Here is a 25,128-nt window from a genome sequence, read left to right as displayed (position 1 = left end):
AACCCCATACCGTCTGAGACTCCGGCACAGGGCACAAAGTTCAGCGACCCAGCAGCAGCCGTTCGACGTCACGCCAGAACTTGTCGAAGGACGGCGCCGCCTTACGGGCCTGCTCCATGTCGAAGAGCGCGGCCAGCGCCGCCTGGTCCACGGTCTCCCGGTAGCGCGTGCCATCGGACTTGCGGGCGGAGAGCCACTCCTTGGCACCCCGGATGCCCTCCGGATTCGGCGGCGGAAGCAGCGGATCGGCCAGCCCCCGATGCCCCGACAGGGACTCCGCAGCAGCCAGGAACCACGCCTCGAACTCCCGGCAGGCGAGCACCACCGAGATCTCCCGGTCTCCCCGCGCCTCACGGGCTCTCCGAAATAGCTCAGGACCGAGAGTGGCCGGGCAGTCGTCGTCGGAGTCGATCAGCAGCAGGATCCCTCCCGCGCCGGTGAGCTGGTAGGACGCCTGGAGGACTGCGTTCTCGACCCCGCCACGGGCGACGAGCCTGCTGCGGGGAACGCGGCGCGGCGGAGGGATCCGCACGTCCCAGCACGAGAGCGCCCCGGCGATCCTGCGGAGCAGCACGGGAAGCGCGGACACCTCACCGTCGCCCTCCACGATGGAGGCGATCGTCACCGGACCGGTCATGCGCCCGCCTCCGGGCGGAGCTGGCCGTCGCGCAGCAGTTCGCCGAGGGTGGCGTGCCCCTCTTCGAGGAGAGTACGGCTGACCCCGTCGATCTCGCCGACCACGGTCACCCCGTTCTCCATCGCCACGATCCGCACGGAGGCCGGATCGACGTCGTCCCGGTCGAGCAGCTCGGCGCTCTGCGTGGTGATCACGACCTGGACGAGCTCGCTCGCCTCCGTCAGCGCGTCGAACAACGCCCCGGCCGCCGCGGGGTGGAGCGCGGTCTCCGGCTCCTCGATCGCCACCAGCTTCGCCTGCCCGTCGAGTACGGCGGGCTGGAACAGCGCGGTCAGCACACCGGCCGCGTGCAGGGTCCCCACGGAGATGGCCTCCGGCCCGAACGGCCGCTCAGCGTCCCGGGTACGGAGTTCCACGGCCGAATACTTATCAACGAGCCGCTCGTCCACCCCCAGCGCCTCCGGGACCATCGCGCCGAGGTAGTCGTCGACACGGGCCTTGAACACCGGATATCTGAACGCCAGCTCCCCCAGCACGGGTCCGATGTGCTTCCCCGAGTAGCCGATCCTCCCGGTCCGCTGACTTGACTGGAGCCGCCGCATCTGGTCGACGTCCAGGTGGTGGAAGAGCATGTCCCTGAGGTCGTAGTAGACATCGCTGAAATCCCACCGGGTGGCGGCCAGCGGCAGGTAGAGCCGGTCGGGTTCGATGTCTCCCCCGCCGGTGACCGCCCCGGCCTGCACCTCGAACCGCGGTTCCCCGGAACCGGACTCACCCCGGCGGATGACACAGTGTTCCTCCCTGACGACCAGTGCCCGCTGTCCCGTGAGGTCCCTGCCGACCCTGAATCCGTACTCGACCGACGCCGGTTCACCCGCCAGTTCGGCCCCGAACTCCAGGAGGATCGCGAACTCGTCCGAGGCGCCGGGAGCCTGGCGAAGCACCTCGTCCAGGCCACCACGCGCGGCCAGGGCGTCGGCCGGAGTCCGGTTCAGCGCGTCCTTCACGAACCGGAGCGCGTCAAGAAGGTTGCTCTTCCCCGCCCCGTTCGGCCCCAGCAGGATCAGCAACGGGGTGAAGACGACCTCACAGGAGGCGATGCTCTTGTAGCCGGTCACCCTCATCCGCCGAAGAAACGGCGCTTCCCGCCCCATCACACTCTCCGCACCTTCACATCGCCCCGCCTCAACACTCACCTTCGCCCTGGCCCTCCGGGGACCCCCGGCACGGAAGATCCGCCATGGAGACCGATCCTGCCGAGCCCCAACGACTCACGCCTCAGGCCACCGCCGTGTCCAACGCCCCACCGTACCCGTGAGCCCCCGGCCCCGCCGTACGATCCACCGGCGATTTGACCGCAAACCAACAGCCGCCCAACCCCTTCTCCCCCACCCCCGGTACGCCCTGACCTCGGCACGGCGATGCCGTACAGCCACGGGCGGGCGTCACGGTGGGCGGTGTCGTAACGCCCGAGTCTGCGGAAGGCCGCGAGGAAGGTGTCGGCCAGCGATCTGCCCGGTCTGCGTCACATACCGGTGGAGCGCGGGAGCGTGCCGGTCGAACAGCACGGAGAAGGCGGCGGGATCACGTCAAGCACGGTCCATCGCCTCCGCGTCGTCCGGTTCGGTGTGGGCGATCGAACTCGGCCTCCGTTCATGAGGACTGATTACCCTCTTTCACCCGCCCGGGCACGCTCCCGCGTTCGGAGGTCAGGAGGAGGTGAGCAGGGTCAGGCCGTACCGCTGCAGGATCTCGTTGATGGGCGTGTAGTAGGACCGGCCTCCCGAACTGCAGTTGCCGGAGAAACCGACCAGGAGTCCCTGCAGCTGGCCGCCTGAGAAGAGGGGGGATCCCAGCGGGGTGCCGGGCTCGAAGCAGATGTTGGTCAGGAGCAGGCCGTGCAGGGTTCCGTCGGGGAAGGACACCGAGACGTTCCTGCTCTGCAGGATGCCGCATCGCCATCCGGTCGTGGGGCTGACCCCGCAGACCGAGGAGCCGACGGGGGCCGGGGTGCTCCCGAGAACCGGCATGTTCTGACCGCCGAAGTACCTGTAGGCGCCGACCGGCTCCCAGGCCGAGGTCACGCTGACCCAGGCCGAGGAAGGATTGGGATAGGTCGAGGCCCGAACGGTCCCCACGACCACCCCGGTCGACGTGCGTATGACCTGGCCCGGAGCACCGCACTTCCCGGAGGTGACGAACCCCCCTTTCACGGTGGCCCCGACCGCGCAGTTGGGCCCGAAGGAGTCCCCGACGTAGATGGGCGTGGCCTGAACCCCACCCACCTCGGCGAACGCCGCCCCAGGACTCAGAACCAGAAGACCGAAGATCAGCAGAAGAGCTATCCGTCGCATCATCCCCTGACACTAAATTTCACACCCAACCCTGCCAATAGTCATCCCAGCCAGGCTTCCTATCGAAAAGCAAGAACCCGGCTCTCCCACCCATGAGCCCCGGGTCGGTCAAACACCAGGTCAGCAGGGTTCTCAGCGAAAGGCGACGATCACCTCAAACCTCCGACGCAACCCGCAATCAGGAACACACGACCGGAAACACAGGAAGCGCCCGGCCATGAAAGTCCGGTCAAGGGCACTTCCAGAAGGCCCGAAGAGCCGGAGCAGGCAGTCCCGAACTCACGCTCCAGGGATTATGACACGGACGCGAAAGCTTACGACCGCACCTTCCATCTGCAAGAACACTCACAGCTGAGGGCTATCGGAGGACGCTTCGGCACAGCATCGCCCTGTAGCTTCCTAGTGGCTTGTTACATAGGAAGTGGCATCCCACCTCAACTACCCGTAGGCACCTGTACGCAGCCACGCTGAGCTTGCTGTCTGACCGTCAGCTCCTACCGTCGCCTGTCATCACTAGTAGATCCCAAACGGCCCGCAGATGGCCCATTCTCCGAAATGGTCACCCCGCGTACGCGGGGAGCACCCCCGCTCACCCGCGACTTCATCCCTCATGCCTGCCGAATTCATTCAGTTGAAGCGAAAGGGAAACATCTCTGGAGAAGAGTGCAGAACCCCAACTAATCATGCTCTTTACAAGCACAAATGCACAAGCACCGCCGCCCACCGCGCCATGGTGATCACTCTAGCGGCCGTTCACTTGCGGCTCAATCGGCCGAGATATCGAGGAGCGCTCTCCCCTTGGCGGGTGACCTCGAAATAGATTTCGTTGTCCGCCTGACGGACGAGCGTCAGCCTTCCTGCGTAACAGCCCTTGCCGGTCACCTCTTTGAGATCTAGGGTAGCCTTTTCATTCGCCCCTCCCACCCATCTCAACCGAGCGAAACAGTGTAGTTCCTCAGCCCACCGCAGCACGCCCGACTCGGTTCCCGACTGGATGCTGTCCGGTATCCAGAAGTTCACCGGAAATTCGAGGGCCGCCGTGGGGTGAGTGGCGGTTCCCGTCCACGTCCCGGAGAAAAATATGGAGGAGCCATGATCCGGGGAGCTTTTGAAGGTGGGCGAGGCGAGGGAGACACGCATCGGATTCTCGCCCCGAGAGTTGAAGATGAGCACTCCTACCAGGCTGATGACGGCCGCGAGAACCGTCGCGGCCGCCCCTACCCAAGCCGCTTTGATGTTCGTGTCTCGTGCACTCACGCGCCCGTTCCCTCCAGGTATCGCGCTGCTTGCCGAGTAGACAAAGTGAAGGCAGACGGTATATCCGCCGACCGCCTGAAACGTTACGGCCAACTTAAATTGGCAAATCTGGTTCGGTACAAAACGGAATTTTTATTACCTTGCCGAATAGCTCGAGCAGAGTTCGCCGGACTCGCCGTAAGATCAGTCAATAATCTCAAGCTATTGACCAGAAACCGCAATGCGACAGATAAAGATCACTTGCTCGGCGGCAAGCCGACCCGAATCGCAGGGCCGCCAGGCCTGAGCGTCGAAAGCAGCGCAGCAGCAATCGACTCCAGCCCCTTACGGCATAACCGAAGTATGCCGATCGCCCCGCCTATGCCGACTACGGACCAAAGAGCCCGGTTGTGATCAGTGCAGGACAAGTGAGAGGGATTAGTCTCCTGCGGTGTGCGGTGGCTAACACTTTTCGACTTGGATGACACCCCAATCGATCTACGGGCCGCCTTCCGTGTGTGAGTGGCCGAGTTTGCTGCGGACCACCGACTTGGTAACGGGGTGGGTGACTGGCTGATCGCTTTGGACAGGATCGGGTGGCGCGCGGGGCGGTGTCAGCAACGACCGACCGAAGAACCGCAGCACGGCGGTGACCGTCTGGCACGCGGCGGACCGCCTTTAATACTTGATACTTGTGTAGAAAATTCTCACTCAGAGGCGTGCTTTATGTAGCTCGCAGCTCAAGTCAGAGCATCTGCGATGACCTTCATCGATCCCACAACCGTCACAGCGCCAGCAGTTGCCAGGGAGGTGTCCTTCCCTGGCTTGTTGGCGTACCCGATGGTTGATATGCCAACGGCATCACCAGCTTCGACGTCTCGTACGGCGTCGCCGATGAAGACGCACTCCGCAGGGACAGAGCCAGCGGCGTCCATGACGTCCAGCAGCAGTCGGGGACTGGGCTTCATCGATGCCGGATCGCCTGGGACGCGGCCGAAGGCTCCCGCCACCTGACCGCTGAGATCATGCGCGTTCAGATAGGCCTGGATAGCGCTGCTCGCGTTGTTGCTGACCAGCCAGACGGTCCGGCCAGAATCGCCGCAGGCTCGGAGAACAGCTTCCCCCCGGGAGTTGGTCGGGCGAGTTGGACAGCTTCTTCTTCCAACCGTGTCAACGCCGCATCCGTCATCGCCCCCAGGTCCGGACGATCGACGCTGATGCGCCGCAGAAGAGCGAGCGGATCGGTCTCGCTCCCCCAGCTCGTCGACACACTCTCTCCGTGGGAGAGCACGGCTGCGCGCAGGCGTTCGGCAACCTCTGGCGCGGGAAGGCCGGCGAGGACCGAGCAGATGGGGCCGTCGAAGTCGATCAGGACGTGTTTCACCGACCGCAGCACTTCCGCAAGGTCGGCGTTCATACGGGACGCTCGTAGGCGATGTGGTCCACACGCTGTCGAACCAGACTTGTGCCTGCTGTACGTACTGCGAGCCCAGGGATGCGTCGTCCGGACCTGCGGAGTGGTGGAACAGGGGGTGTCCTTTCCGGTGACGTCGTAGAAGGTGTGGCTGTCGCCGTCGATCGTCAGGGACCGCTCACGCAACGGATAGAACCCAAAAACGGTTCAGGACGTACAAGCTTGAACAGGCTCGACGCCCTGTGCACCTTCACCTGGACGCTCGCTGACTGAACGAGCCCGAGTTCGGCGAGGACCTCGACCGAGTGCGCGATGGTGCGGGCGCGTTCTCGAAGCGCGGCCTCGTCGGGCAGCTCGGTGAACGCGGCCTCCAAGTGCGGGCGCAACCCGACTGGCCGTCCTGTCCGCTCGCGGACGAAGAATCCAGATGTCGTCAGATCTACGCCAGGGGCGTCCTTGAGCAGGATGAAGTGGCCAGGCGCCGGATCTTCGAGGCTCTTGGCGGGAGAAGCCGATCTCCCCGGAATTTCGGCACGCATTCGGCACAGCCCCCACAGGCAACCGGCGAAAGCCGGGAGCACGACGAAGATCCATGACCGCGAAAGCCCACGTCAGAAGCACTTCTCGGAAGGGTAGGGCGGGCGGGACTCGAACCCGCGACCCAGGGATTATGAGTCCCCTGCTCTAACCGGCTGAGCTACCGCCCCTCGCGCACGCCGTACTGCCGCATTCAACCAAAGGTCGGCGCTGTTCGCACATCGGCCGAGCGGGACGGGGCCAAGATGTGACCTTGAACGGCGGCGCCGGGTTTCGCCGGACTCGCTACCCTACGGGGGAACCTTGTTGGAGGATGTTCGATCATGCGCGTTGTTGAGGCTTTTCGTGAGACCTTCCAGGCGGAGCCCGAGGGGGTGTGGCACGCCCCCGGGCGGGTGAACCTGATCGGTGAGCACACCGACTACAACGACGGGTTCGTGCTGCCCTTCGCCGTCCCGTGGGGGGTCACCGCGGCGGTCTCTCCCCGGCAGGACGACGTCGTCAGGCTTCGCTCGCTGCAGGCGGACGGGGTCGTGACCCTCGGAACCCTCGACGAGGCCGAGGGGTGGGCGCGTTACGTCGCCGGGGTGTTCTGGGCGCTGCGCGAGGCCGGGCATCCGGTGCGGGGCGCGGATCTGGTCGTGGACGGGGACGTGCCGCAGGGCGCGGGGCTCTCGTCGAGCGCGGCGCTTGAGGTGGCCGTCTGTGTGGCGCTCAACGACCTGTATGGCCTCGCCCTGGACGGGATGGGGGTCGCGCTGGCCGCGCGGAGGGCGGAGAACGACTTCGTCGGCATGCCGTGCGGGATCATGGACCAGGCCGCCTCCGCGCTCGCCCAGGAGGGCAGGGCGCTGTTCATGGACTGCCGGAGCCTGGCCACCAGGAACGTCCCGTTCGACCCGGCCGCGCACGGATTGCGGCTGCTGATCATCAATACCGGGGTGCGTCACGCGCTGGCCGACGGGCAGTACGCCCGCCGCCGCCAGGAGTGTGAGAACGCCGCCAAGCGCCTCGGGGTGGCCTCGCTGCGCGACGTCACGGACCTGGCGGGCGCGCTCGGCAGACTCGACGGTGACGAGCGTAGGCGCGTCCAGCACGTCGTGACGGAGAACCACCGGGTCGAGGCGTTGATCGGGCTGCTGAGGGCCGGGGCCGTACGGGAGATCGGCGCGCTGCTGAACGCCTCCCACCTGTCGCTGCGCGACCAGTTCCAGGTCTCGTGCCCGGAGTTGGACGTGGCCGTCGAGGCGTCGGTCAGGGGCGGGGCCAGGGGCGCCAGGATGACCGGGGGCGGTTTCGGCGGCTCCGTCATCACGCTGGTTCCCGAGGAGCGGGTCGAGGCCGTACGCGACTCGGTGACCGCCGCCTACGCCGAGCGCGGCTGGGCCGCCCCCGAGACCTACCCGGCCACCCCGTCAGCCGGAGCCCGCCGCCTGGCTTAAGATCCCTCAGAACCTGCGGCCCACCAAGGAACCCTCTGGCTCAGGGAACGGCCAAGCCAGGAGCCGAGAAGCGCTTGACGGCCTGCAGAGACGCCCAAAGCACGGCGAGAACCGAGAGAACGGCCAGCGCCAAGGAGCCGGGAACATCGCGGGAACACGGCAGTGATCAGGAGAACGCCGAGGAACCGACCAGGCCAGAACCCGGGACCTCGACCGGAAACGCACCAGGGCAAAGCCCCTAAAGGGTGGTCGCGAGTTTGGGGACCGCGCCGAGGAGTTCCTTTGTGTACTCGTGTTTGGGCAGGAAGAACACCTCGTCCACGTGGCCGTCCTCGACCACCCGGCCCTCCCGCATGACCACCACCCGGTCGCTGATGTGGTGGACCACCCCCAGGTCGTGCGAGATGAAGATCAGGGCGGTTCCGTCGGCCGCCTGGATCTCGCCGAGCAGGTCGAGCACCTGGGCCTGGACCGAGACGTCAAGTGCGGAGACCGGCTCGTCGCACACGAGCACCCGGGGCCTGGGGGCCAGTGCCCTGGCGATGGCGACCCGTTGCCGTTGACCGCCGGACAGTCCTCTCGGGTGGCGTCCGGCGAGGTCCGCGGGCAGGCCGACCCGTTCGAGCAGTTCGGCGACCCTGGCCGCGCGTGACTTCCACGGCCCGCCGAGGGGTTCGGCGACAAGACGGCCGACGGTGTAGCGGGGGTCGAAGGAGTCCAGCGGGTTCTGCGAGATCACCTGGATGACGGAGCGGCGGGGGCGGCGTTCGCGCTCGGGCAGCCCCGACCAGGGAGAGCCGTCCAGCCACACCTGTCCGGCGACGGGCTTCATCAGCCCCATGACGAGCCGGGCGACTGTCGTCTTGCCGGAGCCCGACTCCCCCACGATGCCGACGGTCTCGCCGGGGTGGACCTCGAAGGAGACGTCGTCGACCACGCGGCGCCGGCCGTACTCGGCGGTCAGGCCCCTGGCCTCGACGACCGGCGAGCCGTGGTCGATCCTGCGCTCGGGCAGCGGGGCGCGCAGCGAGACGCCACCGGTCGCGATGGCCGACAGGCGGGTGCCCCGTGAAGCCGCGGACGGTACGGCGGCCAGCAGCAGCCTGGTGTAGTCCCGCTCGGGGGCGGACAGCACCCGGTTGGTCGGTCCCTCCTCGACGACCACGCCGTCCTTCATGACGAGCACCCGGTCGGCGATGGAGGAGACGACGGCCAAGTCATGACTGATCATCAGCAGCGCCGTGCCCTCGGCTCTGCGCGCGGCCAGCAGGCGCAGGATCTGGGCCTGCACGGTGACGTCGAGCGCGGTGGTCGGCTCGTCCGCGATGAGCAGCGGCGGGTCGGCCGCGATGGCCGAGGCGATCAGCGCGCGCTGGCGCAGCCCGCCGGAGAGCTGGTGGGGGTACTGCGCGGCCCGCAGCTCCGGTTCCGGCACGCCGACCGCGTCGAGCAGTTCGAGCACCTTTTCCGTACGGCCCGCACGCGGCACGACGTCGTGGGCGGCGAGCACCTCGGCGATCTCCGCTCCGACGGTGCGCAGCGGGTCGAGCGAGACGAGGGCGTCCTGGAGCACGAGCCCGGCGAAGCGGCCCCGCAGCCTGCGCCAGTCACGGGGTCCGAAGCGGCGGGCGTCCCTGCCCCTGACGTCGAACCGGCTGGCCGTCACGGTAGCGCCCTGGCCGGTCAGTCCGACCAGGGTCCTGGCGGTGACGCTCTTGCCCGATCCCGACTCTCCGACGATCGCCACGCACTCGCCCTCGGCGATCGACAGGCTCACCCCCCTGACGGCCTCGACCCCGGCCTTGGGGAAGGTCACACGCAGGTCCTCGACCTCGATGAGGCTCATGGGAGTCTCCCCTCGAAACGGCGCTGGAGGCGGCGCCCGACCGCGGTCAGGCTGACGACGGTCAGTGTGACGAACAGGCCGGGGAAGAGTACGGACCACCAGGCGACGCGCAGGTAGTTGCGTGCCTCGGCCAGCATCGAGCCCCATTCGGGGTCGGGCGGCTGCGGGCCCATGCCGAGGAAGCTGAGCCCGGAGGTGGCGATGATGGCGGTGCCCATGCCGATCGTGGCGAGCACGGGGAGCGGCCCCAGGATGTTGGGCAGCACGTGGCGCACGACGAGGGTCGGCCTGCGCAGCCCGAGGGTGACGGCCTGTTCCACGTAGCCTGAGCGGCGCACGACGAAGGTCTGTCCCCTGATGACGCGGGCGTAGTTGGGCAGTTGGACCAGGCCGATCGCGAGGATCACGTTGCCCGCGCCGGGCCCGGTGACGCTGATGACCAGCATGGCGAGCAGCAGTTCGGGGAAGCTGGCCAGCACGTCGAACAGGCGGCTGAGCGGCTCGTCCACGTAGCGGGGGGACAGTCCGGCCAGCGCGCCGAGGACGGTGCCCAGGACGGCGGCGAACAGGATCGCCGCGGCGCCGATGCCCAGCGAGTAACCGGCCCCGTGGACGACCCGGGAGAGCACGTCGCGTCCGAGGTGGTCGGTGCCGAACCAGTGCTGGGCGCTCGGTGGAGCGAGCGCGTGCAGCGGGTCCGCGGCCAGCGGGTCGGCTCCGCTCAGCAGGCCGGGGGCCAGAGCGGCGACCGCGATGACGGCCAGGAAGAGCAGCGCGACGACCTGTCCTGGACGCACGCCGTACCGGCGCGGGACAGTGCGCGGGGCGGCGGGGGGAACGGCGGGCACGGGGTCGAGGCCAGGTTCGTCGTCGGCCGCGAGCCGGGCGGGCGGCACCGCGACGGCCGGTTCCCTGTCGGAGCGCTCGGAGGCCGGTTCCCTGTCGGAGACGGTCATCGGCTCCTCCTCAACCGGGGGTCGATCGCGAGGTAGGCGAGGTCCACGAGGGTGCTGACCGTCACGTAGATCGCGGCGGCGAACATGATGACGGCCATGACCACGGGCATGTCCTTGCCGGTCACCGCGCCGAGGGTGATCTGCCCCAGGCCGGGCCTGCCGAAGACGGCCTCGACGACGATCGCCCCGCCGAGCAGGACGCCGACGAACCAGCCGGTGAGGGTCACGGCGGGCAGCAACGCGTGCCGCAGGGCGTGCCTGGCGACGAGCCGCCACTCGGTGATGCCGCGCGAGCGGGCGGTCACCGCGAACGGTTCCTCAAGCGCCCGTTCCAGGCCCTCGCGCAGCACCTGGCCGAGGGCCCCGGCGATCTGCAGGCCGAGGGCCAGGGCGGGCAGCACGAGGGAGGCGAAACCACGGTCGCCGGAGACGGGGAACCACCCGAGGGTGAAGGAGAAGACGGCCAGCAGCAGGAGACCGGCAAGGAACGGCGGGATCGAGGCCGCGGTCAGCTCGGAGAACCCGGCGAGCCCGGTGGTCCAGGAACGGCGGCCCGCGGTGGTCAGCGCGAGCACGAGGGCGATCACGACGCCGAAGGCCGCCGCGGTGAGGGCGAGCCTGACGGTCGGCCAGATCTGCGAGGACAGGATCTCCGCGACGTCGCGCTGCAGGACGTAGGAGCGGCCGAGGTCGCCGTGGAGCAGCCTCAGCAGGTAGTCGCCGTACTGGTGTGGGATGGGGCGGTCGAGCCCCCATTCGGTGATGATCTGCGCCCGCCGCTGCGGGGTGTCGACGCCGTCGGCGATGAGGACGTCCACGGTGTCGCCGGGGACGAGCAGCAGCGCGACGTAGGCCGCGGTGGCGGCGACCCAGAGCACGACGAGTCCCGCTCCGAGCCGCCTGACCACCGGGCCGATCCACCCGGCGGCGGCCAGCCCCCGCCGCCGGGTGAGTGTGAGGGTGCTCACGTGCCTGTCCGGACGTCGTAAGCACTGTTGGGGGTGCCGGAGACCGGCTCGAAGGTGATCCCGGTGACCCCGGCGCCGTAGGCGACCTGGTCGGCGGGGACGTAGAGCGGCAGCAGCAGCGCCTCGTCCGTGACGACGATCCGCTGCACCTTGGCGTAGATCTCCTTGCGCTTGGCCAGGTCGGAGGTGGTCGAGGCCTCGGCGAGCAGCTTGTCCAGCTCGGCGTTCTCGTAGTGGGTGCGGTTGATCGCCGCGCCCTTCGGCAGGATCAGGTTGAGCGCGGCCCCCGCGTCGGTGTCGCCGCGCGAGTTCTGGAACAGCTCGTACTGGTCGTCCTGCAGCGCCTTCTGCTGGGTGCCCTGGTCGACCACCTTGGGCTGGAAGTCGATGCCGACGCTCTGCTTGACCGCGGCCTGTACGGCCTGCGCGAGGACGTCGCGGCGGTCCCTGACGTAGGGGGCCGACTCGATGGAGCGGACGGTCAGCCGCTTGCCGTCCTTGACCCGGAAGCCCTCGGCGTCCCGCTTGCTCCAGCCCGCCTCGTCGAGCAGCTTGTTGGCCCGCTGCGCGTTGTTGCCGTAGGTGTTCTCCAGGGAGGCGTCGTAGAACTGCGGGCTGCCCTGGCCGACGATGCTCCAGGCCCGCTTGGCCGTGCCCTGGTAGACCGAGTTGAGCACGGTGTCCACGTCGACGGCGTCCCTGAACGCCTCGCGCACCCGCTTGTCGTCGAACGGCGGGTGGGAGATGTTGAAGTAGTAGGAGAACGCGCTGCCCGAGTTGAGGCTGGTCTCCACCTTCACGCTGGAGTCGGCCTTGAGGAGGCCGAGTTCGGTCGCGGGCACACCCTCGATGACCTGGACCTGCCCCGAGGTGAGCGCGCCGACCCGGACCGCGGCCTCGGGCAGGAACCGGTAGGTGATCTCCTCCAGGTAGGCGGGTCCCTGGTGCGCGGCGTTGGGCGGTGCCCAGTTGTAGGCGGGGTTGCGCCGGTAGTGGACCTCCTGGCCGGGGGTGAAGCGGTCGAGGATGAACGGTCCCGTGCCGACGAGGTCGGGGCCGCCCGCCTTGAGGTCCTTTGCGGTCTTCAGCGACTTCGGGGAGACCTGCCCCGCGTACGGCGAGGACAGGAAGTCCAGGAACAGCGCGTCGGGCGCCTTCAGCGTGACCTTCAGCGTGTAGGGGTCCGTCACCTCGGCCGAGGAGAAGTTGCGCAGTTGGATCCCGGCGACCGCGGCGTTGTATCCGGGCGCGACGAGCTGGTCGAGGTTGGCCTTGACCGAGGCGGCGTCGAACTTCTCGCCGTCGTGGAAGGTCACGTCCTTCCTGAGCTGGAAGGTGTAGGTGAGGCCGTCCTTCGAGACCTCCCACGAGGTGGCCAGCCACGGCAGGAACTCACCGTCCTTGCCCCTGGCGACGAGCGCGTCGAACTGGTTGTGCACCAGCAGCCTGGCCTTGTTCTGACCCCACTGCTGGGGGTTGAACGTGACGGGCTGCGTCTCGACAGCCCACACCAGCGAGCCCCCCTTGGCACCGCCGCCCTCGCCGCCCGAGGCCGTGTTCGCGGCTCCGGTCTCGGCTCCGCAGGCGGCGAGCGTCAGCACCCCGACGAGAGCCAGGATGCCCTTTTGCACTTTCACTTACCTTCTCCTCGGGGGATCTCAAGCGACATGTCTGATCTGGGTGGTGACGGCCTCGGACAGCACGATCCGGGCCAGGGCGTCGGCGTGGCGGAAGAGCGGGGCGTCGAGGCCGGGCCTGGCGAAGCCGCCGGTGACCCGGCCGCCGACGACCCAGGGGCCGAAGGCGAACCTGCGGGGATGAGGGGTGTCCGACCGGTCAAGCAGGCGGCGGTCGGCGGGCCGTACTCTCAGCAGGCCGGCTGACTCGTCGATCTCGCCGCGGTCGCGCAGCGTGGAGATGAGGGGGTCGGTCGAGCGGCTGACGCTGGGCGCGGGCAGCCTGGCCTCGACGAGGGTTCGCGCGGTGACGACGCCGGGCAGGGTCGGGCTCTGCGCGACCCAGCGCCCGCCGCGGTGTTCGACCCTGGTATCGGCGCCGAGGAAGGTGACCACGCCCGCCCTGGCCAGGGCCTTGAGCTCCTCAAGCCGGGGGCCGGGCGGGCCGCTGGCGACGTAGCTGAAGAAGCCCTCGAACCACCGGTCGGAGATGCCCAGCTCGGCGAGGACGCCGTTGACGGACAGCAGCCCGAGGATCAGGGCGTGGTCGGCGCTGTGCGCGGGGTCGGAGCGCCGTGCCAGGTCGGCGGCCATGTAGCCGTCCATCCACCGGTGCAGTCCTGCCTGGTCGCCGAAGCGGATCCGGTCGAGGGGCCGGTCGAGCCGGTCGAGGTCGAGCCGGTCGGCGTGCCGGGGTACGGCCTTGCGGATCAGCAGCCGCATCCCGGAGCTGCGCCACTCCTCGGCGGCGAACCGCTCGGCGAACTCCGCCCAGCCGATCCTGACCCGCCTCGGGTGGCTGTTGATCAGCTCGTGGTAGTAGGCGAAGGCGAGTTCCTTGGCCACCAGCGGCCACACGTCCCGCCGGAAGTTCCACGGCCCCTCGCCGAGCGCCCGCGCGGTCAGGAAGCGCGGCTCCGGTGGGCGCAGTCCCCGGTAGGGATAGGCGGTCTTCGCGTGGTACGGCACGCCGCGCCGCGATCCCACGTGCAGCAGCGGTTCCCGCCCGCTGGGCAGGTAGACCAGCTCCCCGTCGTGCTCCCTGACGAACCGGCCGCCCCTGCCCGAGGTGAGCAGCACCATCAGGTCGACGAAGGCCAGTCCCAGGCCGCGCACGATCACCGGTTCGCCGGGAGGCAGCTGGTCCTGGCCGAGGTCGAGGTCGGCGGTGTAGCCGGTCGGCACGTAGCGCAGGCCACTTTCCTTGGCCAGTGCCGTCAGCCTGCGTTCGTCGGCGGCCGGGGTGACGTCGCCGTGTCCCTGCGCGAGGATCACCGCGTCGACCTCGACCGTCGTGCCGTCCTCAAGCCGTACGGCCTGGCCCCCGGGAACGTCGGTCAGGTCGAGGACTCGGGTCCGGTGCACGTGCACCCGCACCCCTCGGGGGGCGGTGTCCACGGCGCGCTGGAAGACGTGGGTGAGGTAGGCGTTCTGCACCGGCCTGGGGACGAACCGTCCCGGATCGCAGCCGAGCCACTCGGCCAGCGAGGGGCCGGGGCGGATCGGGCCGACGCACCGGACGGACTCGTCGGTGAAGAGCGTCACGTCCGCGGCGGCGGAGTTCATCCAGAGCAGGTCGGGTTGCCGCTCGCGCCAGACCCTTCCGCCGCCAGGCGGGTAGGGGTCGATCACGTGGATGTCGAGCGAAGGCCAGCTGAGCAGCTCGGCGGCGTTGGCGCAGATCCGCTCGACCAGGCAGGTGCCGGTCGGCCCCGCGCCGACGATCGCGATGGAGGCGCTCACGCCGTCCACTCCCCTCTCGTACGGCTCGTACGGCTCGTCACAGCGCTGCTCTTCGATGGGGAAGGTCCCAGTCGGGGGTGGAGGGCTCGACCTGGACGCGCCAGGGCTCGGTCTCCCTGGGCGTGGAGGCGAGCACGGTGAGGTCGGTGTTCTCGTGGAAGGCGGGGTGCTGGTAGAGGTCCCTGGCGTAGGCCCACAGGTTGGGGAAGGCGGTCAGCGGACGCTCGCTGATCCTGGCCGAGGGGTTGTCGGCGACGTCGAACCTGACCAGGGTGGGCCAGAGCCGTACGTCGGACTCGGTGATCGCGGAGCCGAACAGGAACCTGCGGTCGGCGAGTCTGGCGTCGAGTTCGTCGAGGAAGTCGACGACGGCCCTCCTCGCCTCGTGATACTCCCGCTCGGTCGTGGCCGCGGCGACCTTGCCGCCCGCGGTGTTGACGAACTCGTAGATCCGCGTGTTGAGCGCGTCGATCTCGGGCCGCAGTTCCTCGGGGTAGAGGTCCACGTCGGGGTCGCCGCCGAAGCGGGTGCCCAGGTCGAGGGTGATGTCCGGGAAGTTGTTGCTGACGATGCGCCCGCCGTGCCGGTCCCAGAGAACGGGCACCGAGACGTGGCCGTCGAATCCGGGCTCGGTCGCCTCGTAGGCCTGCCTGAGGGTCGCGAAGCCGTTGACCGGGTCGGCGCCGCGCCGTTCGCGGAACGCCCAGCCCCTGCCGTCGCGATCGTCGTCCACGTAGGACAGCGAGACGACCTCCTGCAGCCCCTTGAGGGAGCGCACGATCGCCGCGCGCTGCGCGTAGGGGCAGACGGCCGCGACGTAGAGGTGGTAGCGCCCGGGCTCGGCGGGGAACTCCCCCGTGCCGTCGTCGGTGATCCGTCCCTGGAAGGGGTAGCGGGGACCCAGCCTGCCGCCCGGCCGGTAGTGACCGTGGGTGTCCAGGTCGACGGGGCTCGCGTAGTTGAGTGTGATCTCGGACATGTGGCACTCCCAGGCATGCCTCGGTGACCCGTGCGGGTCCGCGCTTGCGGCACGCCGACCGTGCCGCCCGGTCTCCCCCGGGGGCACCCCGCCGCGGTGCGAGGGTTGCCGGTCAGCCAGCCGGGGCTTTGCACTGACGCTCTTAACCTAGTTAGACGGTAGGAAATACATAGATCTCTGTCAACCCTTAAAGTCGGGGGATGTCTCATGAGATCGTGAAGGTGGTCTACCGCAAGTACGACGGCTCACTGCACTGGAACCACCCGGCGCTGCTCCTCGGTGAGGACGAGCACGGTGTGTGGGTCGGCTGCCCGCCCGGCAGCAGCGGCAGGCGGGGGCAGGAGCCGCCCGTCGTCTGGGACGAGCCGTTCGTGATCCTCTTCCCCCGTGACGCCTGGTGGACGGCCACTTTCAACGCGGCGCCGTACAAGGCGGAGATCTACTGTGACGTCTCGACCGTGCCGCGCTGGAACGGCGACGAGGTGACCATGATCGACCTCGATCTCGACGTGATCCGCATGCGTAAGGACGGCCGGGTGCTCCTCGACGACGAGGACGAGTTCGAGGAGCACCAGGTCCGCTACGCCTACCCCAGGGAGGTCATCGAGGGCGCCCGCGCCTCCGCGGCCACCCTGATGGAGGCCGTCACCGCCAGGAAGGCCCCCTTCGCCTCACCCCCGCACTGGCTCTCCCTGGTCGCCGAGCCCCGGTGACGCCGGGCGTCACCATCCCCTGCTCCACCGACCCGCCGACCGCTCCTGGGCGTCGGGGTGCGTGACGAAGTTCGGTGAGAGCCGCGCCTGGTCGTAGTACCGGTGGAAGACCGGGGTCGCGGCGCCGGAGATGGGCGGGACGATCCAGCTCCAGTCGGCCGGGCAGGACCTGCCCGCCCTCTCCTCACGCTCCACGTGCGTCAGGAAGCGCCTGGACTCGGTGTGGTGGTCGGTGATCGTGACCCCCGCCCTGTCGAAGGAGTGCAGCACCGCCACGTTCAGCTCGACCAGCGCGTGGTCCCGCCACAGCGAGCGCTCGCTGCGGGTGTCCAGGCCGAGCCGCGCGGCGACCAGCGGCACCAGGTTGTAGCGGTCGGGGTCGGCGAGGTTGCGCGCCCCGATCTCAGTGCCCATGTACCACCCGTTGAACGGCGCCGCCCGGTAGCAGATCCCGCCGATCTCCAGGCACATGTTCGAGATCGCCGGTACGGCGTGCCAGCGCAGCCCCAGCCGCTCGAACCACGGATAGGCCGGGTGGGACAGCGGCACCTCAAGCACCGCGTCCCCGGGGATCATGGACAGCAGCGGTGGCCCGTCCCCCATCGAGACCGCCAAGGGAAGCACGTCGAAGGGTGTGCCCCTGCCGCCGGGCCAGCCGAGCTTGCGCGCCATCGTGGTGAATCCGGCGTTGCGCGGGTCGCCGACGATGGAGCCGTCGTCCATCGCGTACCCCGCGTACCGGATGAGCTGCTCGTTCCAGATCCTCGGCCCCGGCGCCCCGGGACGGTCCTGGGCGAAGATCGTGATCATCGGCCGGATCTTGCCCTCCGAGGCGGCCTCGCGGAGGTGGTTGACGCACTCGACGGCGACCCCCTCGACCGTGTTCACCCGGCGCCGGTCGCGCACCCGCAGCGACTTCCAGTACAGCCGCCCGATGCACCTGTCGCTGTTGCGCCAGGCCACCCTGGCGCCGAAGACGAGTTCCTTCGGGGTGTGGGTGTAGGTCCCCGTGGCGGTGATCTCGGCACGCACCTCGCGCAGCCGGGGCCGCATCGGGCCCGCCTCCGGGTTCTCCTCGTGGAACAGCTTCAGGAACTCCTCGGCGGCCCCCAGGTCCACCGGCTGGGCGGGCGGCTGCCGCGGTGTCCTGTCGTGGCCTCCCCGATGGGATCCCTCGTAGTCCTGCGCACGTGCTCCCTGTTCCCTCTCCGGCGTCTGGCGCCGGGTTCTCGGCCAAGTCGGCACAGAAAAACCACCTATTTACGTTTAACGGGTACGGCATGCCGTTCCGGGCGGCACGGTTCCCTCGGCGTGGTGTCCCCAATCCCACAGTGATCTACAGCGATCCACGGCGATCCCACGATGATCTACTGCGGTCCATGACGGCGCGGCCCGGTCACCGAGCGCGAGCGGAGGGACACGGGGCGATGCGTCCCCTATTTTCTGTGATTCACCGGGATTTGTCCGGGAAATAGGGCACGAAACGGCGAAGGCCCCGGGAGCTGTGCTCCCGGGGCCTTCCGCTTGGCTCCCGCGATAGGACTCGAACCTATAACCTGCCGGTTAACAGCCGGCTGCTCTGCCGATTGAGCTACACGGGATCGTGGTTTGCGCTGGTCGGCCCGGGGGTTTTCCCCCGCTCCTTGCGGCGCAGGAATAGATTAGCGCACTCCGGGAGTGTGTGTCGCATCGATGCTCCGGGGTAGGGCCGAGACAACTTCTCGTCCGCGGGTAGGGTCCCGCCCAGGACGCTTGTGGAGGTGGAGATGCGTTACCGACTGATGTTCGGTGTTGGCCTCGCGGTTGGATACATCCTTGGAAGTCGCGCGGGCCGGGAGCGTTACGAACAGCTCAAGGGGATGGCACGCCGGGTTTCCGACAGCCCCGCCGTACAGGAGGCCGCCGGGCTCGTCGGCGCCCAGGTCTCCAAAGTCACCGAGGTGGCCAGGACGAAGGTGAGCGTCGTGGCCAGGAACAAGCTGCCGTTCCTGCAGCCGCACAACGGCACAGGACCGAACGAACACGACGAGACAGGCACCGGGTGGCCGAAGGAGAAGGACGAGAAGGCCGTCACCCCACATTGATCCCACACACGGCGAAGGGCCCCCTCGGGGGCCCTTCCGCGTGCTAGACGCCGAAGCTTCGGCGTGTCTCCTCAAGGGCCTGCTCGGCGAGAGCCCGCAGACCGGGGTCCTCCGGGTCCATCCCCGCGTCGAAGACGAACTCCCAGACCATCAGGTCCTCGTCGGTCCGCCTCGCCACCAGCCGCACTCCCCCTCTGGCGTCGAGCGGGGCGTACTGGCTGACCACGATCGAGGCCGTGACCCGCTCCCTGACCGCCTCCGGCACCCGTCCCGGCTCGGGCAGCGGCGCCCGGTATGTCTGCCCCTCCGTGGTGACGACGGTCAGCCCCTCCTCGTCCCACACGCCCCGGTCGATCCTGAACCACGGCAGCCTGGTCTCCCCCAGGTAGAGCGCCCTGTCGGTCGCGACCACGTAACCGTCGGGCCCCTCGGCGTAGGTGAGCACCCGGTCGGTCGGCGCCACGGCCGCGCGAACCTGGGCGGGCGTCCGATTGAAGAGCTTCATCCCTCCACGTTATCGGCGAGCAGGTCGAGGGTGAGCGCCGCGGACCAGGAGAAGTCCCTGCTGCCCCTGCCGCTGCCGTCGAAGGGGTCGAAGCACTCCCTGAAGCCCGCCTGCCGTACCAGGCGCAGGGTGCAGACGCCGAGCAGGCGCGCCAGGCCGTCGAGCCCGTGTACGGCCGCCGCCCGCCGCAGCAGCCAGTTGGTGTTCACCCAGGACGGTCCCCGCCAGTAGCGCGACCGGTCGAACTGGGGGGCGCGGATCTCGCAGCTGGGCACCGGATAGCCCGCGGCCCCCATGAACCGGGCCGATTCGAGCACGCCGACCAGCTTGGCCACCCGGTCCCTGGGCAGGCCGGGGTCGAGCATCGGCCCGAAGCCGCCCACGGTGCACATCGGGTTGAGCCGTCCCGAGCGCAGGTCGAGGGCATGGAAGGCCTCCCCGCCCCAGAGCCGCTCCAGCAGCCCGGCGCGGATCCGCTCGGCCGCCTCCTGGTGCGGCGCGGGATCGGCCCCGGCCAGCGGGGCCAGTTCAGCGAGCGCCTGGCAGGAGGCCAGCCAGATGCCGTTGAACATCGGGTCCTCGACCGCGAAGGGATGCTCCGCGCGCAGATAGGCCGGGTCGTAGCCGGAGTCGCGGTAGCGCTGGGCCAGCCAGACGTAGCGGTCGGGGAACGGCTCGTCCTCCTGGAGGCCGGGCGCCGCAGCCATGGCGTCCAGCGGGGTGTCCCACACCGGGCTGTCGTCCATCCCCGACTCCCAGGGGTGGACGATCGCGGCCAGCCCTCCCCCGCCCAGGTCTCTGGTCGTGGCGAGGTAGTCGTGCTGGGCGACCAGCATGGGATACAGCCTGCGGACCAGGTCGCACGCCTCCTCGCGGTCCTTCGCGTGCCGCCACATCCACCAGACGGCCAGGGCGTGCAGCGGCGGCTGGGTCAGCCCCGAGGTCGGCACCCCGTTGGGGGCGGCGGGATGCTCCCCGGAGCGCCAGACGGCCGGGCCGGGGAAGTAACCGTCGGCCAGGCCCCTGCCGAAGACCCTGCCGAAGACGATGTGGGGCACCATCCCGGTGCGCCACTGCCCGGTCAGGAGGCTGAGCAGTTCGGTGCCCGCCCTGCGGGTGTCGCAGCGGGAGACGCCGATCGCGACGAAGGTCGAGTCCCAGTTCCACTGGTGCGGGTAGAGGCCGGGTGCAGGCACGGTCACGGCGCCCGCGCGGTTGGCGTCGAGGACGGACCACGCCTCGCGTCCGAGTGCGACATCGTCAACCGCTGTCCGCCCCTCCATTCGCCCAGTCTGGGCCAGTATTGGCCGGGAGAACAGCCCTTCGCCCCTTCTGCATGCTTCTGGCACCCGATCTTCCCCGCCGCGCACATGACCCCGGGGCCCGTTTCCCACGGTTCCGAGTACGGCGGGCAGCCATCGGGCAGAACTCTAAAAAGGGGGCATTTATGTATATAAAGCAGAAAATCATGATCGGCGGGTTGTCCCTGGCGTTCTTCACGCCGTCGCCCGCCTCGGCCACTCCTCCATCGGAAACACCGGGAACGCCGAGCTGCACGGCCACCCCCTCCAACGGCCAAGGCAGCCAGAACGGACAGGACGGGCAGGACGGCCAGGGAGGCCGGGGCGGGAACGGAGGCGACGGCGGAGGCGGCTCAGGCGGCCGGGGCGGTGACGGGGGGTACTGAGACCGCCCTATCCGGAGATCACCGCGGCCAGTCTCGCCAGCGGCTCGGCCAGGGCGTTGAGCCCGTCGGACAGCTCCTTGACCTGCTCCTTCGACAGGTCCGTGTAGGCCACGAACCCCTCTCCCCTGGCGTGCCTGGCGAGCAGGGCCCGCATGTCCGCGAACTCGGTGTCCAGGGTGGCCGTGAGCCTGGCGTCGCGCCGGACCACCATCGGCCGCAGCAGCCGGTAGACCTCGTGGGCGCCGTCCACGTTGCCCTTGAAGTCCCACAGGTCGGTGTGCGAGAACGCCTCCTCCTCCCCGGTCACCTTGCCGACCGCCACCTCGTCGAGCAGTTCCTTCGCCCCGGTCGCCATGGAGGCCACGGTGATCTCCGCCTTCGGCAGCATGGCCCTGAGCCTGCTGAGATCGACCAGCAGGGCGTCGCCGTACGCCGCCTCCCTGGCGAGGGTCTCCGGTGCCCGCCACAGCGCCTTCTCCAGGCGGTGCCAGCCCGTCCACTCCTCGCCCTGGCCGAGGTCGGCCTCCCGGGAGTCGACCCTGACGTCGATCTCGGGGAAGGCCTCGACGACCGGCTCGACGCTCTCCCAGCCGAGCCTGCTCGGCCCGTAGAGGGCCTTCGCCCGCTTCACGTCGCCCTTCTTGATCGCGTCGACGAACTTGGCGGTCTTCGCGATGGCGTCGTAGATCTGCCGCTCCGCGTAGGTCCGGTACTCCCCGACCACCCGCGCGGACTCAAGGGCCTCCTGCGCGGCGTACCCACCCGGCGGCGCGGCGGCGGGTACGGCGGGAGCAGGGCCCTCCGGGGCACCGGCGCCGGTGGTCGCCGAGCCGCACGCGGTCAGGGCGAGAGCGAGGGCGAGCAGGCCGCAGGCCGCGGCCGGACGAAGGACAACGGACATGGACGGCTCCCCGAAGATCTTTTCTGAGGCATCTATAATCCTGTAACCGCACGTCACAGCCTCGGCGACGTGCCGACGCGTCCGCCGATCGCCATCGGGAACGGCAGGGAGGAAGTCCCTCGAACCCACCCGCTCCACAGCAAAAACCCAATGTCTCCGGTGTACGGCGGAGGCCCCCGGGACGGGTTCTCGGGGGCCTCCGCCGTACGGGATGTTCAGTCGAGATAGTCGCGGAGCATCTGGGCGCGGGTCGGGTGACGCAGCTTCGCCAGCGTCTTCGACTCGATCTGCCGGATGCGCTCCCGCGTCACGCCGAACTCCCTGCCGACCTCCTCCAGCGTCCTGGGATGCCCGTCCGCCAGGCCGAAGCGCAGCTGGATGATGCGCTGCTCCCGTTCGGACAGCGTCGCGAGGATGTCGTCGAGCTGGTCCTGGAGCATGATGAAGGCCGCGGCCTCCATCGGCACGACGGCGTCGGCGTCCTCGATGAAGTCGCCGAGGTCGGAGTCCTCCTCGCCGATGGGCGACTGCAGCGAGACCGGCTCCTGGGCGATGCGCTGGATCTCGATCACGCGCTCGATCGGGAGGTCCATCTCCAGCGCGATCTCCTCGGGCGCGGGCTCACGGCCGAGATCCTGGTGGAGCTGACGCTGGACACGGACCAGTTTGTTGATGGTCTCGACCATGTGCACCGGAATGCGAATGGTGCGCGCCTGGTCGGCGATGGCCCGTGTGATCGCCTGGCGAATCCACCACGTCGCGTACGTGGAGAACTTGTATCCCTTGGTGTAGTCGAATTTCTCGACCGCCCTGATGAGTCCCAGGTTGCCCTCCTGGATGAGGTCCAGGAACAGCATCCCGCGCCCGACGTACCTTTTGGCGATGGAGACGACGAGCCGCAGATTGGCCTCGATCAGGCGTTGCTTGGCCCGTGTGCCCTCCCACACGAGCTCCTTGAACTCCGGGAAGGCCATCCGCGAGACGACGCTGGTCAGCTTGTCCTCGGCGAACAGCCCCGCCTCGATGGACTTGGCGAGCTCCACCTCCTCCTCGGCCGTGAGCAGGGGCACCCGGCCGATCTCCCGCAGGTAGATGCGGACCAGATCGCTGGTCGGGGCCCTTTTACCGACATCCTCCTCATCGGACCGGACGGTGTCCTCGTCGCCCTGGGGCTCGAGAACCTCCACTCCGTGTTCGGCGAGCATGCGCACGACGCGTTCAAGCGCGTCCGACGGCAGCTCGGATTTGTCGAGAGCGGCGGCCACGTCATCGACCGTGACGCTTCCGCGCTCTCTTCCTTTCGCGACGAGGTCGGCCACCTGGTCTACCGATGGCGGCCCACTTGGCAGCACCGATGCACCCACGGGAGACAGTCTGCTGTATTCGGTCCCCTAAATGGCAGACCTATTTTTGTCACCGAAGGTAAGGCGGCGATCATTATCGAACCGAGACCTTATTGGGGTTTGGTCGAATCGCAGTATGGAAATCAAAGCACATTACGATCAACTGCCCGAGGCGCGATCCCTGAGCACCCGGCGCTGCTGTTCGAGCGCGACCAACTCGGCGAACAGCCGGTTGTACTCCTGCTGCTCCTCGACAGGGTTGGTCCGCTGCATCCGCGACTTCAGCTGCTCGATGGACCGTCCGACCGAGATGAGTTCGAGCGCGGCGAGCATCGCCGAGGCGTATCTCCCCTCGCCGTCCAGGTCGGCGCGCAGCTCCTCGACAGCGAGCCGGGTGACCAGCGGGCGCAGCGCCTCGGTGGACACGACCAGCAGCCGGTCGACCCACTCCCGCCCGCCGGGGCCCGCGGCGGCCGTGCCGCCCGCCTCCAGGATCAGCTTGTGCAGGGCGACGTGCTCGGGCAGCGTGAACGCCTCGGCGCCGATCGTGTCGTAGCCGGGGCCGAGCAGCGCGGGCCGCTGCACGGCCAGCTTCAGCACCTCGGCCTCGGTCCGCACCGCGGGGTCGGTCAGCTCGGCGACCTTGCGTGGCGCGGCGGGCCGCTGCGGGCGCTGGGGGGCGCCCTGGGCGGCGACGGAGATCTCGGCGATGCGGTCCACCACGAACCGCTCGTTGTTGAAGCCCAGCCAGCGGTCGAGGTCGACGGCGTAGAGCTGGCGCAGCGCCCTGTCCTTGATCCCGGCGACGATCGGGGCGGCGGCGTCGAGCGCCGACAGCCTGCCCTCGTTGGTGCTCACGTCGTGGCGGGAGATCACGCTGCGGATGGCGAAGGCGAACAGCGGCTCCCTGCTGGCGATCAGGTCGCGCACCGCGGCCTCACCGCGCGTGACGCGCAGGTCGCACGGGTCGAGCCCGTCGCCCTGGACCGCGACGAAGGTCTGGGTGACGAACTTCTGCTCGTCGGCGAAGGCCCGCAGCGCCGCCTTCTGCCCCGCCGCGTCGCCGTCGAAGGTGAAGATCACCTCGCCGTGCGAGCCCGACTGGTCGAGCAGCAGCCGCCGCAGCACCTTGATGTGCTCCTGGCCGAAGGCCGTGCCGCAGGTGGCGACCGCGGTCGGCACCCCCGACAGGTGACAGGCCATCACGTCGGTGTATCCCTCGACGATCACCGCCTGGGACCGCTTGGAGATCTCCCGCTTGGCCAGGTCCACGCCGTAGAGGACCTCGCTCTTCTTGTAGAGCGGGCTCTCGGGGGTGTTGAGGTATTTCGGGCCGTCCTCGGCGTCGTTCAGCTTGCGCGCGCCGAACCCGATGACGTCGCCGGTGATGTCGCGGATCGGCCAGACGAGCCTGTTGCGGAAGCGGTCGATCGGCCCGCGCCGCCCCTCCTTCGCCAGGCCGCCCTTGACCAGCTCGGCGGCGGTGAACCCCCTGGCCATCAGGTGCCGGGCCAGGGCCTCCCACTCGGCGGGCGCGTAGCCCACCCCGAAGTGCTCGGCGTCGGCCCGCTCGAACCCGCGCTCCGACAGGAAGCGGCGCCCGGTCGCGGCCTCGGGGGAGGAGAGCCGCTCGACGTAGAACTCCGCCGCCGCCCGGTGCGCCTCGATGAGACGGCTGCGCTCGCCCTGCTCACGCCCGGGGACGTAGCCCCCCTGCTCGTAGCGGAGCTGGATGCCGGCCCGGTTGGCCAGCCGTTCGACGGCCTCGCCGAACGACAGGTGCTCAAGGCGGCGGACGAAGGTGATGACGTCGCCGCCCTCGGCGCAACCGAAGCAGTACCAGTAGCCACGGGCTGGGGTGACGTTGAAGGAGGGGCTCTTCTCGTCGTGGAAGGGACACAGCCCCTTCATGTTGCCGCCGCCCGCGTTGCGGAGCTGGATGTGCTCACCCACGATGTCCGCGATCGGTGAGCGCTCCCGCACGAGCGCGATGTCCTCGTCACTGATCCGGCCTGCCACGCCGTGAGTCTAGTGCGGTCCCCCGACAACCCGGGGCATCCCGGGGCCGCCTCGGCTGGAGCGCCGACTTTCCCGAACAGGTCATGAC

22 protein-coding genes, 2 tRNA genes and 1 riboswitch are annotated in these 25,128 nt (G+C 69.0%); of the genes, 3 read left to right on the top strand and 21 right to left on the bottom strand.

Annotated elements, in window-relative coordinates; genetic code table 11:
* Nucleotides 1-40 precede the first annotated feature (40 nt).
* The 8 genes from FHS44_RS27225 to FHS44_RS27195 all read right to left on the bottom strand — a co-directional run bounded on the left by FHS44_RS27225 (nucleotide 41) and on the right by FHS44_RS27195 (nucleotide 6,348).
* Nucleotides 41-637: a DUF4276 family protein gene (locus FHS44_RS27225; protein ID WP_184719638.1), complete on the bottom strand. Its 597-nt coding sequence runs from the start codon at nucleotides 635-637 to the stop codon at nucleotides 41-43.
* Complete coding sequence (locus FHS44_RS27220) at nucleotides 634-1,761, bottom strand: AAA family ATPase (protein WP_184719636.1); 1,128 nt, start codon at nucleotides 1,759-1,761, stop codon at nucleotides 634-636. The genes FHS44_RS27225 and FHS44_RS27220 overlap by 4 nt, the downstream gene beginning before the upstream one ends.
* A gap of 585 nt (nucleotides 1,762-2,346) precedes the next feature.
* Nucleotides 2,347-2,994, bottom strand: a complete 648-nt coding sequence (locus tag FHS44_RS27215; protein WP_184719634.1) for a S1 family peptidase — start codon at nucleotides 2,992-2,994, stop codon at nucleotides 2,347-2,349.
* A 750-nt stretch (nucleotides 2,995-3,744) separates the two neighbouring features.
* Nucleotides 3,745-4,248 carry a hypothetical protein gene (locus tag FHS44_RS27210; protein ID WP_184719632.1) on the bottom strand — a complete coding sequence of 168 codons (504 nt, stop codon included), beginning with the start codon at nucleotides 4,246-4,248 and terminating at the stop codon, nucleotides 3,745-3,747.
* Nucleotides 4,249-4,967: 719 nt separating this feature from the next.
* Nucleotides 4,968-5,303 (bottom strand): HAD family hydrolase, encoded by a 336-nt coding sequence (locus tag FHS44_RS40265; RefSeq protein ID WP_376771615.1) that lies wholly within the window; start codon nucleotides 5,301-5,303, stop codon nucleotides 4,968-4,970.
* Complete coding sequence (locus tag FHS44_RS40260; protein ID WP_221461337.1) at nucleotides 5,261-5,644, bottom strand: hypothetical protein; 384 nt, start codon at nucleotides 5,642-5,644, stop codon at nucleotides 5,261-5,263. Before FHS44_RS40260 ends, FHS44_RS40265 begins: the two co-directional genes overlap by 43 nt.
* A gap of 164 nt (nucleotides 5,645-5,808) precedes the next feature.
* The gene (locus FHS44_RS27200) at nucleotides 5,809-6,222 is read right to left on the bottom strand and encodes a hypothetical protein (RefSeq protein WP_221461336.1); all 414 of its coding nucleotides are present in this window, start codon (nucleotides 6,220-6,222) and stop codon (nucleotides 5,809-5,811) included.
* A 52-nt stretch (nucleotides 6,223-6,274) separates the two neighbouring features.
* Nucleotides 6,275-6,348, bottom strand: a tRNA-Ile gene (locus tag FHS44_RS27195).
* A 153-nt stretch (nucleotides 6,349-6,501) separates the two neighbouring features.
* Here FHS44_RS27195 and galK point away from each other — a divergent pair.
* On the top strand, nucleotides 6,502-7,620 hold the full coding sequence (gene galK / locus FHS44_RS27190) for a galactokinase (protein WP_184719630.1): 1,119 nt from the start codon (nucleotides 6,502-6,504) through the stop codon (nucleotides 7,618-7,620).
* A gap of 238 nt (nucleotides 7,621-7,858) precedes the next feature.
* Here galK and FHS44_RS27185 read toward each other — a convergent pair whose 3' ends face one another.
* The 6 genes from FHS44_RS27185 to FHS44_RS27160 are packed head-to-tail and all read right to left on the bottom strand — an operon-like array spanning nucleotide 7,859 to nucleotide 15,788.
* On the bottom strand, nucleotides 7,859-9,466 hold the full coding sequence (locus FHS44_RS27185) for a dipeptide ABC transporter ATP-binding protein (protein WP_184719627.1): 1,608 nt from the start codon (nucleotides 9,464-9,466) through the stop codon (nucleotides 7,859-7,861).
* A complete protein-coding gene (locus tag FHS44_RS27180) occupies nucleotides 9,463-10,422 on the bottom strand; it encodes an ABC transporter permease (RefSeq protein WP_184719625.1) in 960 nt (319 codons plus the stop codon). Before FHS44_RS27180 ends, FHS44_RS27185 begins: the two co-directional genes overlap by 4 nt.
* The gene (locus tag FHS44_RS27175) at nucleotides 10,419-11,390 is read right to left on the bottom strand and encodes an ABC transporter permease (protein ID WP_184719623.1); all 972 of its coding nucleotides are present in this window, start codon (nucleotides 11,388-11,390) and stop codon (nucleotides 10,419-10,421) included. The genes FHS44_RS27180 and FHS44_RS27175 overlap by 4 nt, the downstream gene beginning before the upstream one ends.
* On the bottom strand, nucleotides 11,387-13,027 hold the full coding sequence (locus FHS44_RS27170; protein WP_184719621.1) for an ABC transporter substrate-binding protein: 1,641 nt from the start codon (nucleotides 13,025-13,027) through the stop codon (nucleotides 11,387-11,389). Before FHS44_RS27170 ends, FHS44_RS27175 begins: the two co-directional genes overlap by 4 nt.
* Before the next feature lie 21 nt (nucleotides 13,028-13,048).
* Nucleotides 13,049-14,809 carry an FAD/NAD(P)-binding protein gene (locus FHS44_RS27165; protein WP_184719619.1) on the bottom strand — a complete coding sequence of 587 codons (1,761 nt, stop codon included), beginning with the start codon at nucleotides 14,807-14,809 and terminating at the stop codon, nucleotides 13,049-13,051.
* A 37-nt stretch (nucleotides 14,810-14,846) separates the two neighbouring features.
* Nucleotides 14,847-15,788: a glutathione S-transferase C-terminal domain-containing protein gene (locus tag FHS44_RS27160; protein WP_184719617.1), complete on the bottom strand. Its 942-nt coding sequence runs from the start codon at nucleotides 15,786-15,788 to the stop codon at nucleotides 14,847-14,849.
* A gap of 35 nt (nucleotides 15,789-15,823) precedes the next feature.
* Nucleotides 15,824-15,936, bottom strand: a riboswitch (SAM riboswitch).
* Between the two features lie 52 nt (nucleotides 15,937-15,988).
* On the opposite strand from FHS44_RS27160, the gene FHS44_RS27155 reads away from it, so the two are divergent.
* Nucleotides 15,989-16,501 (top strand): DUF402 domain-containing protein, encoded by a 513-nt coding sequence (locus FHS44_RS27155; protein WP_184719615.1) that lies wholly within the window; start codon nucleotides 15,989-15,991, stop codon nucleotides 16,499-16,501.
* Between the two features lie 9 nt (nucleotides 16,502-16,510).
* On the opposite strand, the gene FHS44_RS27150 is transcribed toward FHS44_RS27155, so the two are convergent.
* Both FHS44_RS27150 and FHS44_RS27145 read right to left on the bottom strand, forming a co-directional pair.
* The gene (locus FHS44_RS27150; protein WP_312863831.1) at nucleotides 16,511-17,746 is read right to left on the bottom strand and encodes a nitric oxide synthase oxygenase; all 1,236 of its coding nucleotides are present in this window, start codon (nucleotides 17,744-17,746) and stop codon (nucleotides 16,511-16,513) included.
* Nucleotides 17,747-18,026: 280 nt separating this feature from the next.
* Nucleotides 18,027-18,102: transfer RNA gene (locus FHS44_RS27145), tRNA-Asn, on the bottom strand.
* A gap of 165 nt (nucleotides 18,103-18,267) precedes the next feature.
* On the opposite strand from FHS44_RS27145, the gene FHS44_RS27140 reads away from it, so the two are divergent.
* Nucleotides 18,268-18,585 carry a YtxH domain-containing protein gene (locus tag FHS44_RS27140; protein WP_184719613.1) on the top strand — a complete coding sequence of 106 codons (318 nt, stop codon included), beginning with the start codon at nucleotides 18,268-18,270 and terminating at the stop codon, nucleotides 18,583-18,585.
* Between the two features lie 43 nt (nucleotides 18,586-18,628).
* Here FHS44_RS27140 and FHS44_RS27135 read toward each other — a convergent pair whose 3' ends face one another.
* The 5 genes from FHS44_RS27135 to dnaG form a co-directional block, all read right to left on the bottom strand.
* On the bottom strand, nucleotides 18,629-19,090 hold the full coding sequence (locus FHS44_RS27135) for a hypothetical protein (RefSeq protein ID WP_184719611.1): 462 nt from the start codon (nucleotides 19,088-19,090) through the stop codon (nucleotides 18,629-18,631).
* On the bottom strand, nucleotides 19,087-20,373 hold the full coding sequence (locus FHS44_RS27130) for an MGH1-like glycoside hydrolase domain-containing protein (protein ID WP_184719609.1): 1,287 nt from the start codon (nucleotides 20,371-20,373) through the stop codon (nucleotides 19,087-19,089). The genes FHS44_RS27135 and FHS44_RS27130 overlap by 4 nt, the downstream gene beginning before the upstream one ends.
* Nucleotides 20,374-20,784: 411 nt before the next feature.
* Nucleotides 20,785-21,678 carry an iron uptake system protein EfeO gene (gene efeO, locus FHS44_RS27125; RefSeq protein ID WP_184719607.1) on the bottom strand — a complete coding sequence of 298 codons (894 nt, stop codon included), beginning with the start codon at nucleotides 21,676-21,678 and terminating at the stop codon, nucleotides 20,785-20,787.
* Between the two features lie 215 nt (nucleotides 21,679-21,893).
* Nucleotides 21,894-22,997 (bottom strand): RNA polymerase sigma factor RpoD, encoded by a 1,104-nt coding sequence (gene rpoD, locus FHS44_RS27120; RefSeq protein WP_376771612.1) that lies wholly within the window; start codon nucleotides 22,995-22,997, stop codon nucleotides 21,894-21,896.
* 183 nt (nucleotides 22,998-23,180) lie between these two features.
* A complete protein-coding gene (gene dnaG / locus FHS44_RS27115) occupies nucleotides 23,181-25,040 on the bottom strand; it encodes a DNA primase (RefSeq protein ID WP_184719605.1) in 1,860 nt (619 codons plus the stop codon).
* Nucleotides 25,041-25,128 lie beyond the last annotated feature (88 nt).

It is taken from the genome of Streptosporangium saharense, from assembly GCF_014203715.1.
In the GTDB taxonomy this organism is placed as follows: domain Bacteria; phylum Actinomycetota; class Actinomycetes; order Streptosporangiales; family Streptosporangiaceae; genus Streptosporangium; species Streptosporangium saharense.
This window is presented reverse-complemented; position numbering and strand designations above follow the sequence as displayed.

Bases quoted from the DNA above. Each gene is read 5' to 3' on its own strand.
- FHS44_RS27180 (WP_184719625.1), bottom strand. From the start codon at position 10,422: ATGACCGTCTCCGACAGGGAACCGGCCTCCGAGCGCTCCGACAGGGAA.
- efeO (WP_184719607.1), bottom strand. From the start codon at position 21,678: ATGTCCGTTGTCCTTCGTCCGGCCGCGGCCTGCGGCCTGCTCGCCCTC.
- FHS44_RS27160 (WP_184719617.1), bottom strand. From the start codon at position 15,788: ATGTCCGAGATCACACTCAACTACGCGAGCCCCGTCGACCTGGACACC.
- FHS44_RS27220 (WP_184719636.1), bottom strand. From the start codon at position 1,761: ATGAGGGTGACCGGCTACAAGAGCATCGCCTCCTGTGAGGTCGTCTTC.
- FHS44_RS27225 (WP_184719638.1), bottom strand. From the start codon at position 637: ATGACCGGTCCGGTGACGATCGCCTCCATCGTGGAGGGCGACGGTGAG.
- FHS44_RS27215 (WP_184719634.1), bottom strand. From the start codon at position 2,994: ATGATGCGACGGATAGCTCTTCTGCTGATCTTCGGTCTTCTGGTTCTG.
- FHS44_RS40260 (WP_221461337.1), bottom strand. From the start codon at position 5,644: ATGAACGCCGACCTTGCGGAAGTGCTGCGGTCGGTGAAACACGTCCTG.
- FHS44_RS27130 (WP_184719609.1), bottom strand. From the start codon at position 20,373: ATGGAGGGGCGGACAGCGGTTGACGATGTCGCACTCGGACGCGAGGCG.
- FHS44_RS27155 (WP_184719615.1), top strand. From the start codon at position 15,989: ATGTCTCATGAGATCGTGAAGGTGGTCTACCGCAAGTACGACGGCTCA.
- galK (WP_184719630.1), top strand. From the start codon at position 6,502: ATGCGCGTTGTTGAGGCTTTTCGTGAGACCTTCCAGGCGGAGCCCGAG.
- FHS44_RS27135 (WP_184719611.1), bottom strand. From the start codon at position 19,090: ATGAAGCTCTTCAATCGGACGCCCGCCCAGGTTCGCGCGGCCGTGGCG.
- FHS44_RS27140 (WP_184719613.1), top strand. From the start codon at position 18,268: ATGCGTTACCGACTGATGTTCGGTGTTGGCCTCGCGGTTGGATACATC.
- FHS44_RS27185 (WP_184719627.1), bottom strand. From the start codon at position 9,466: ATGAGCCTCATCGAGGTCGAGGACCTGCGTGTGACCTTCCCCAAGGCC.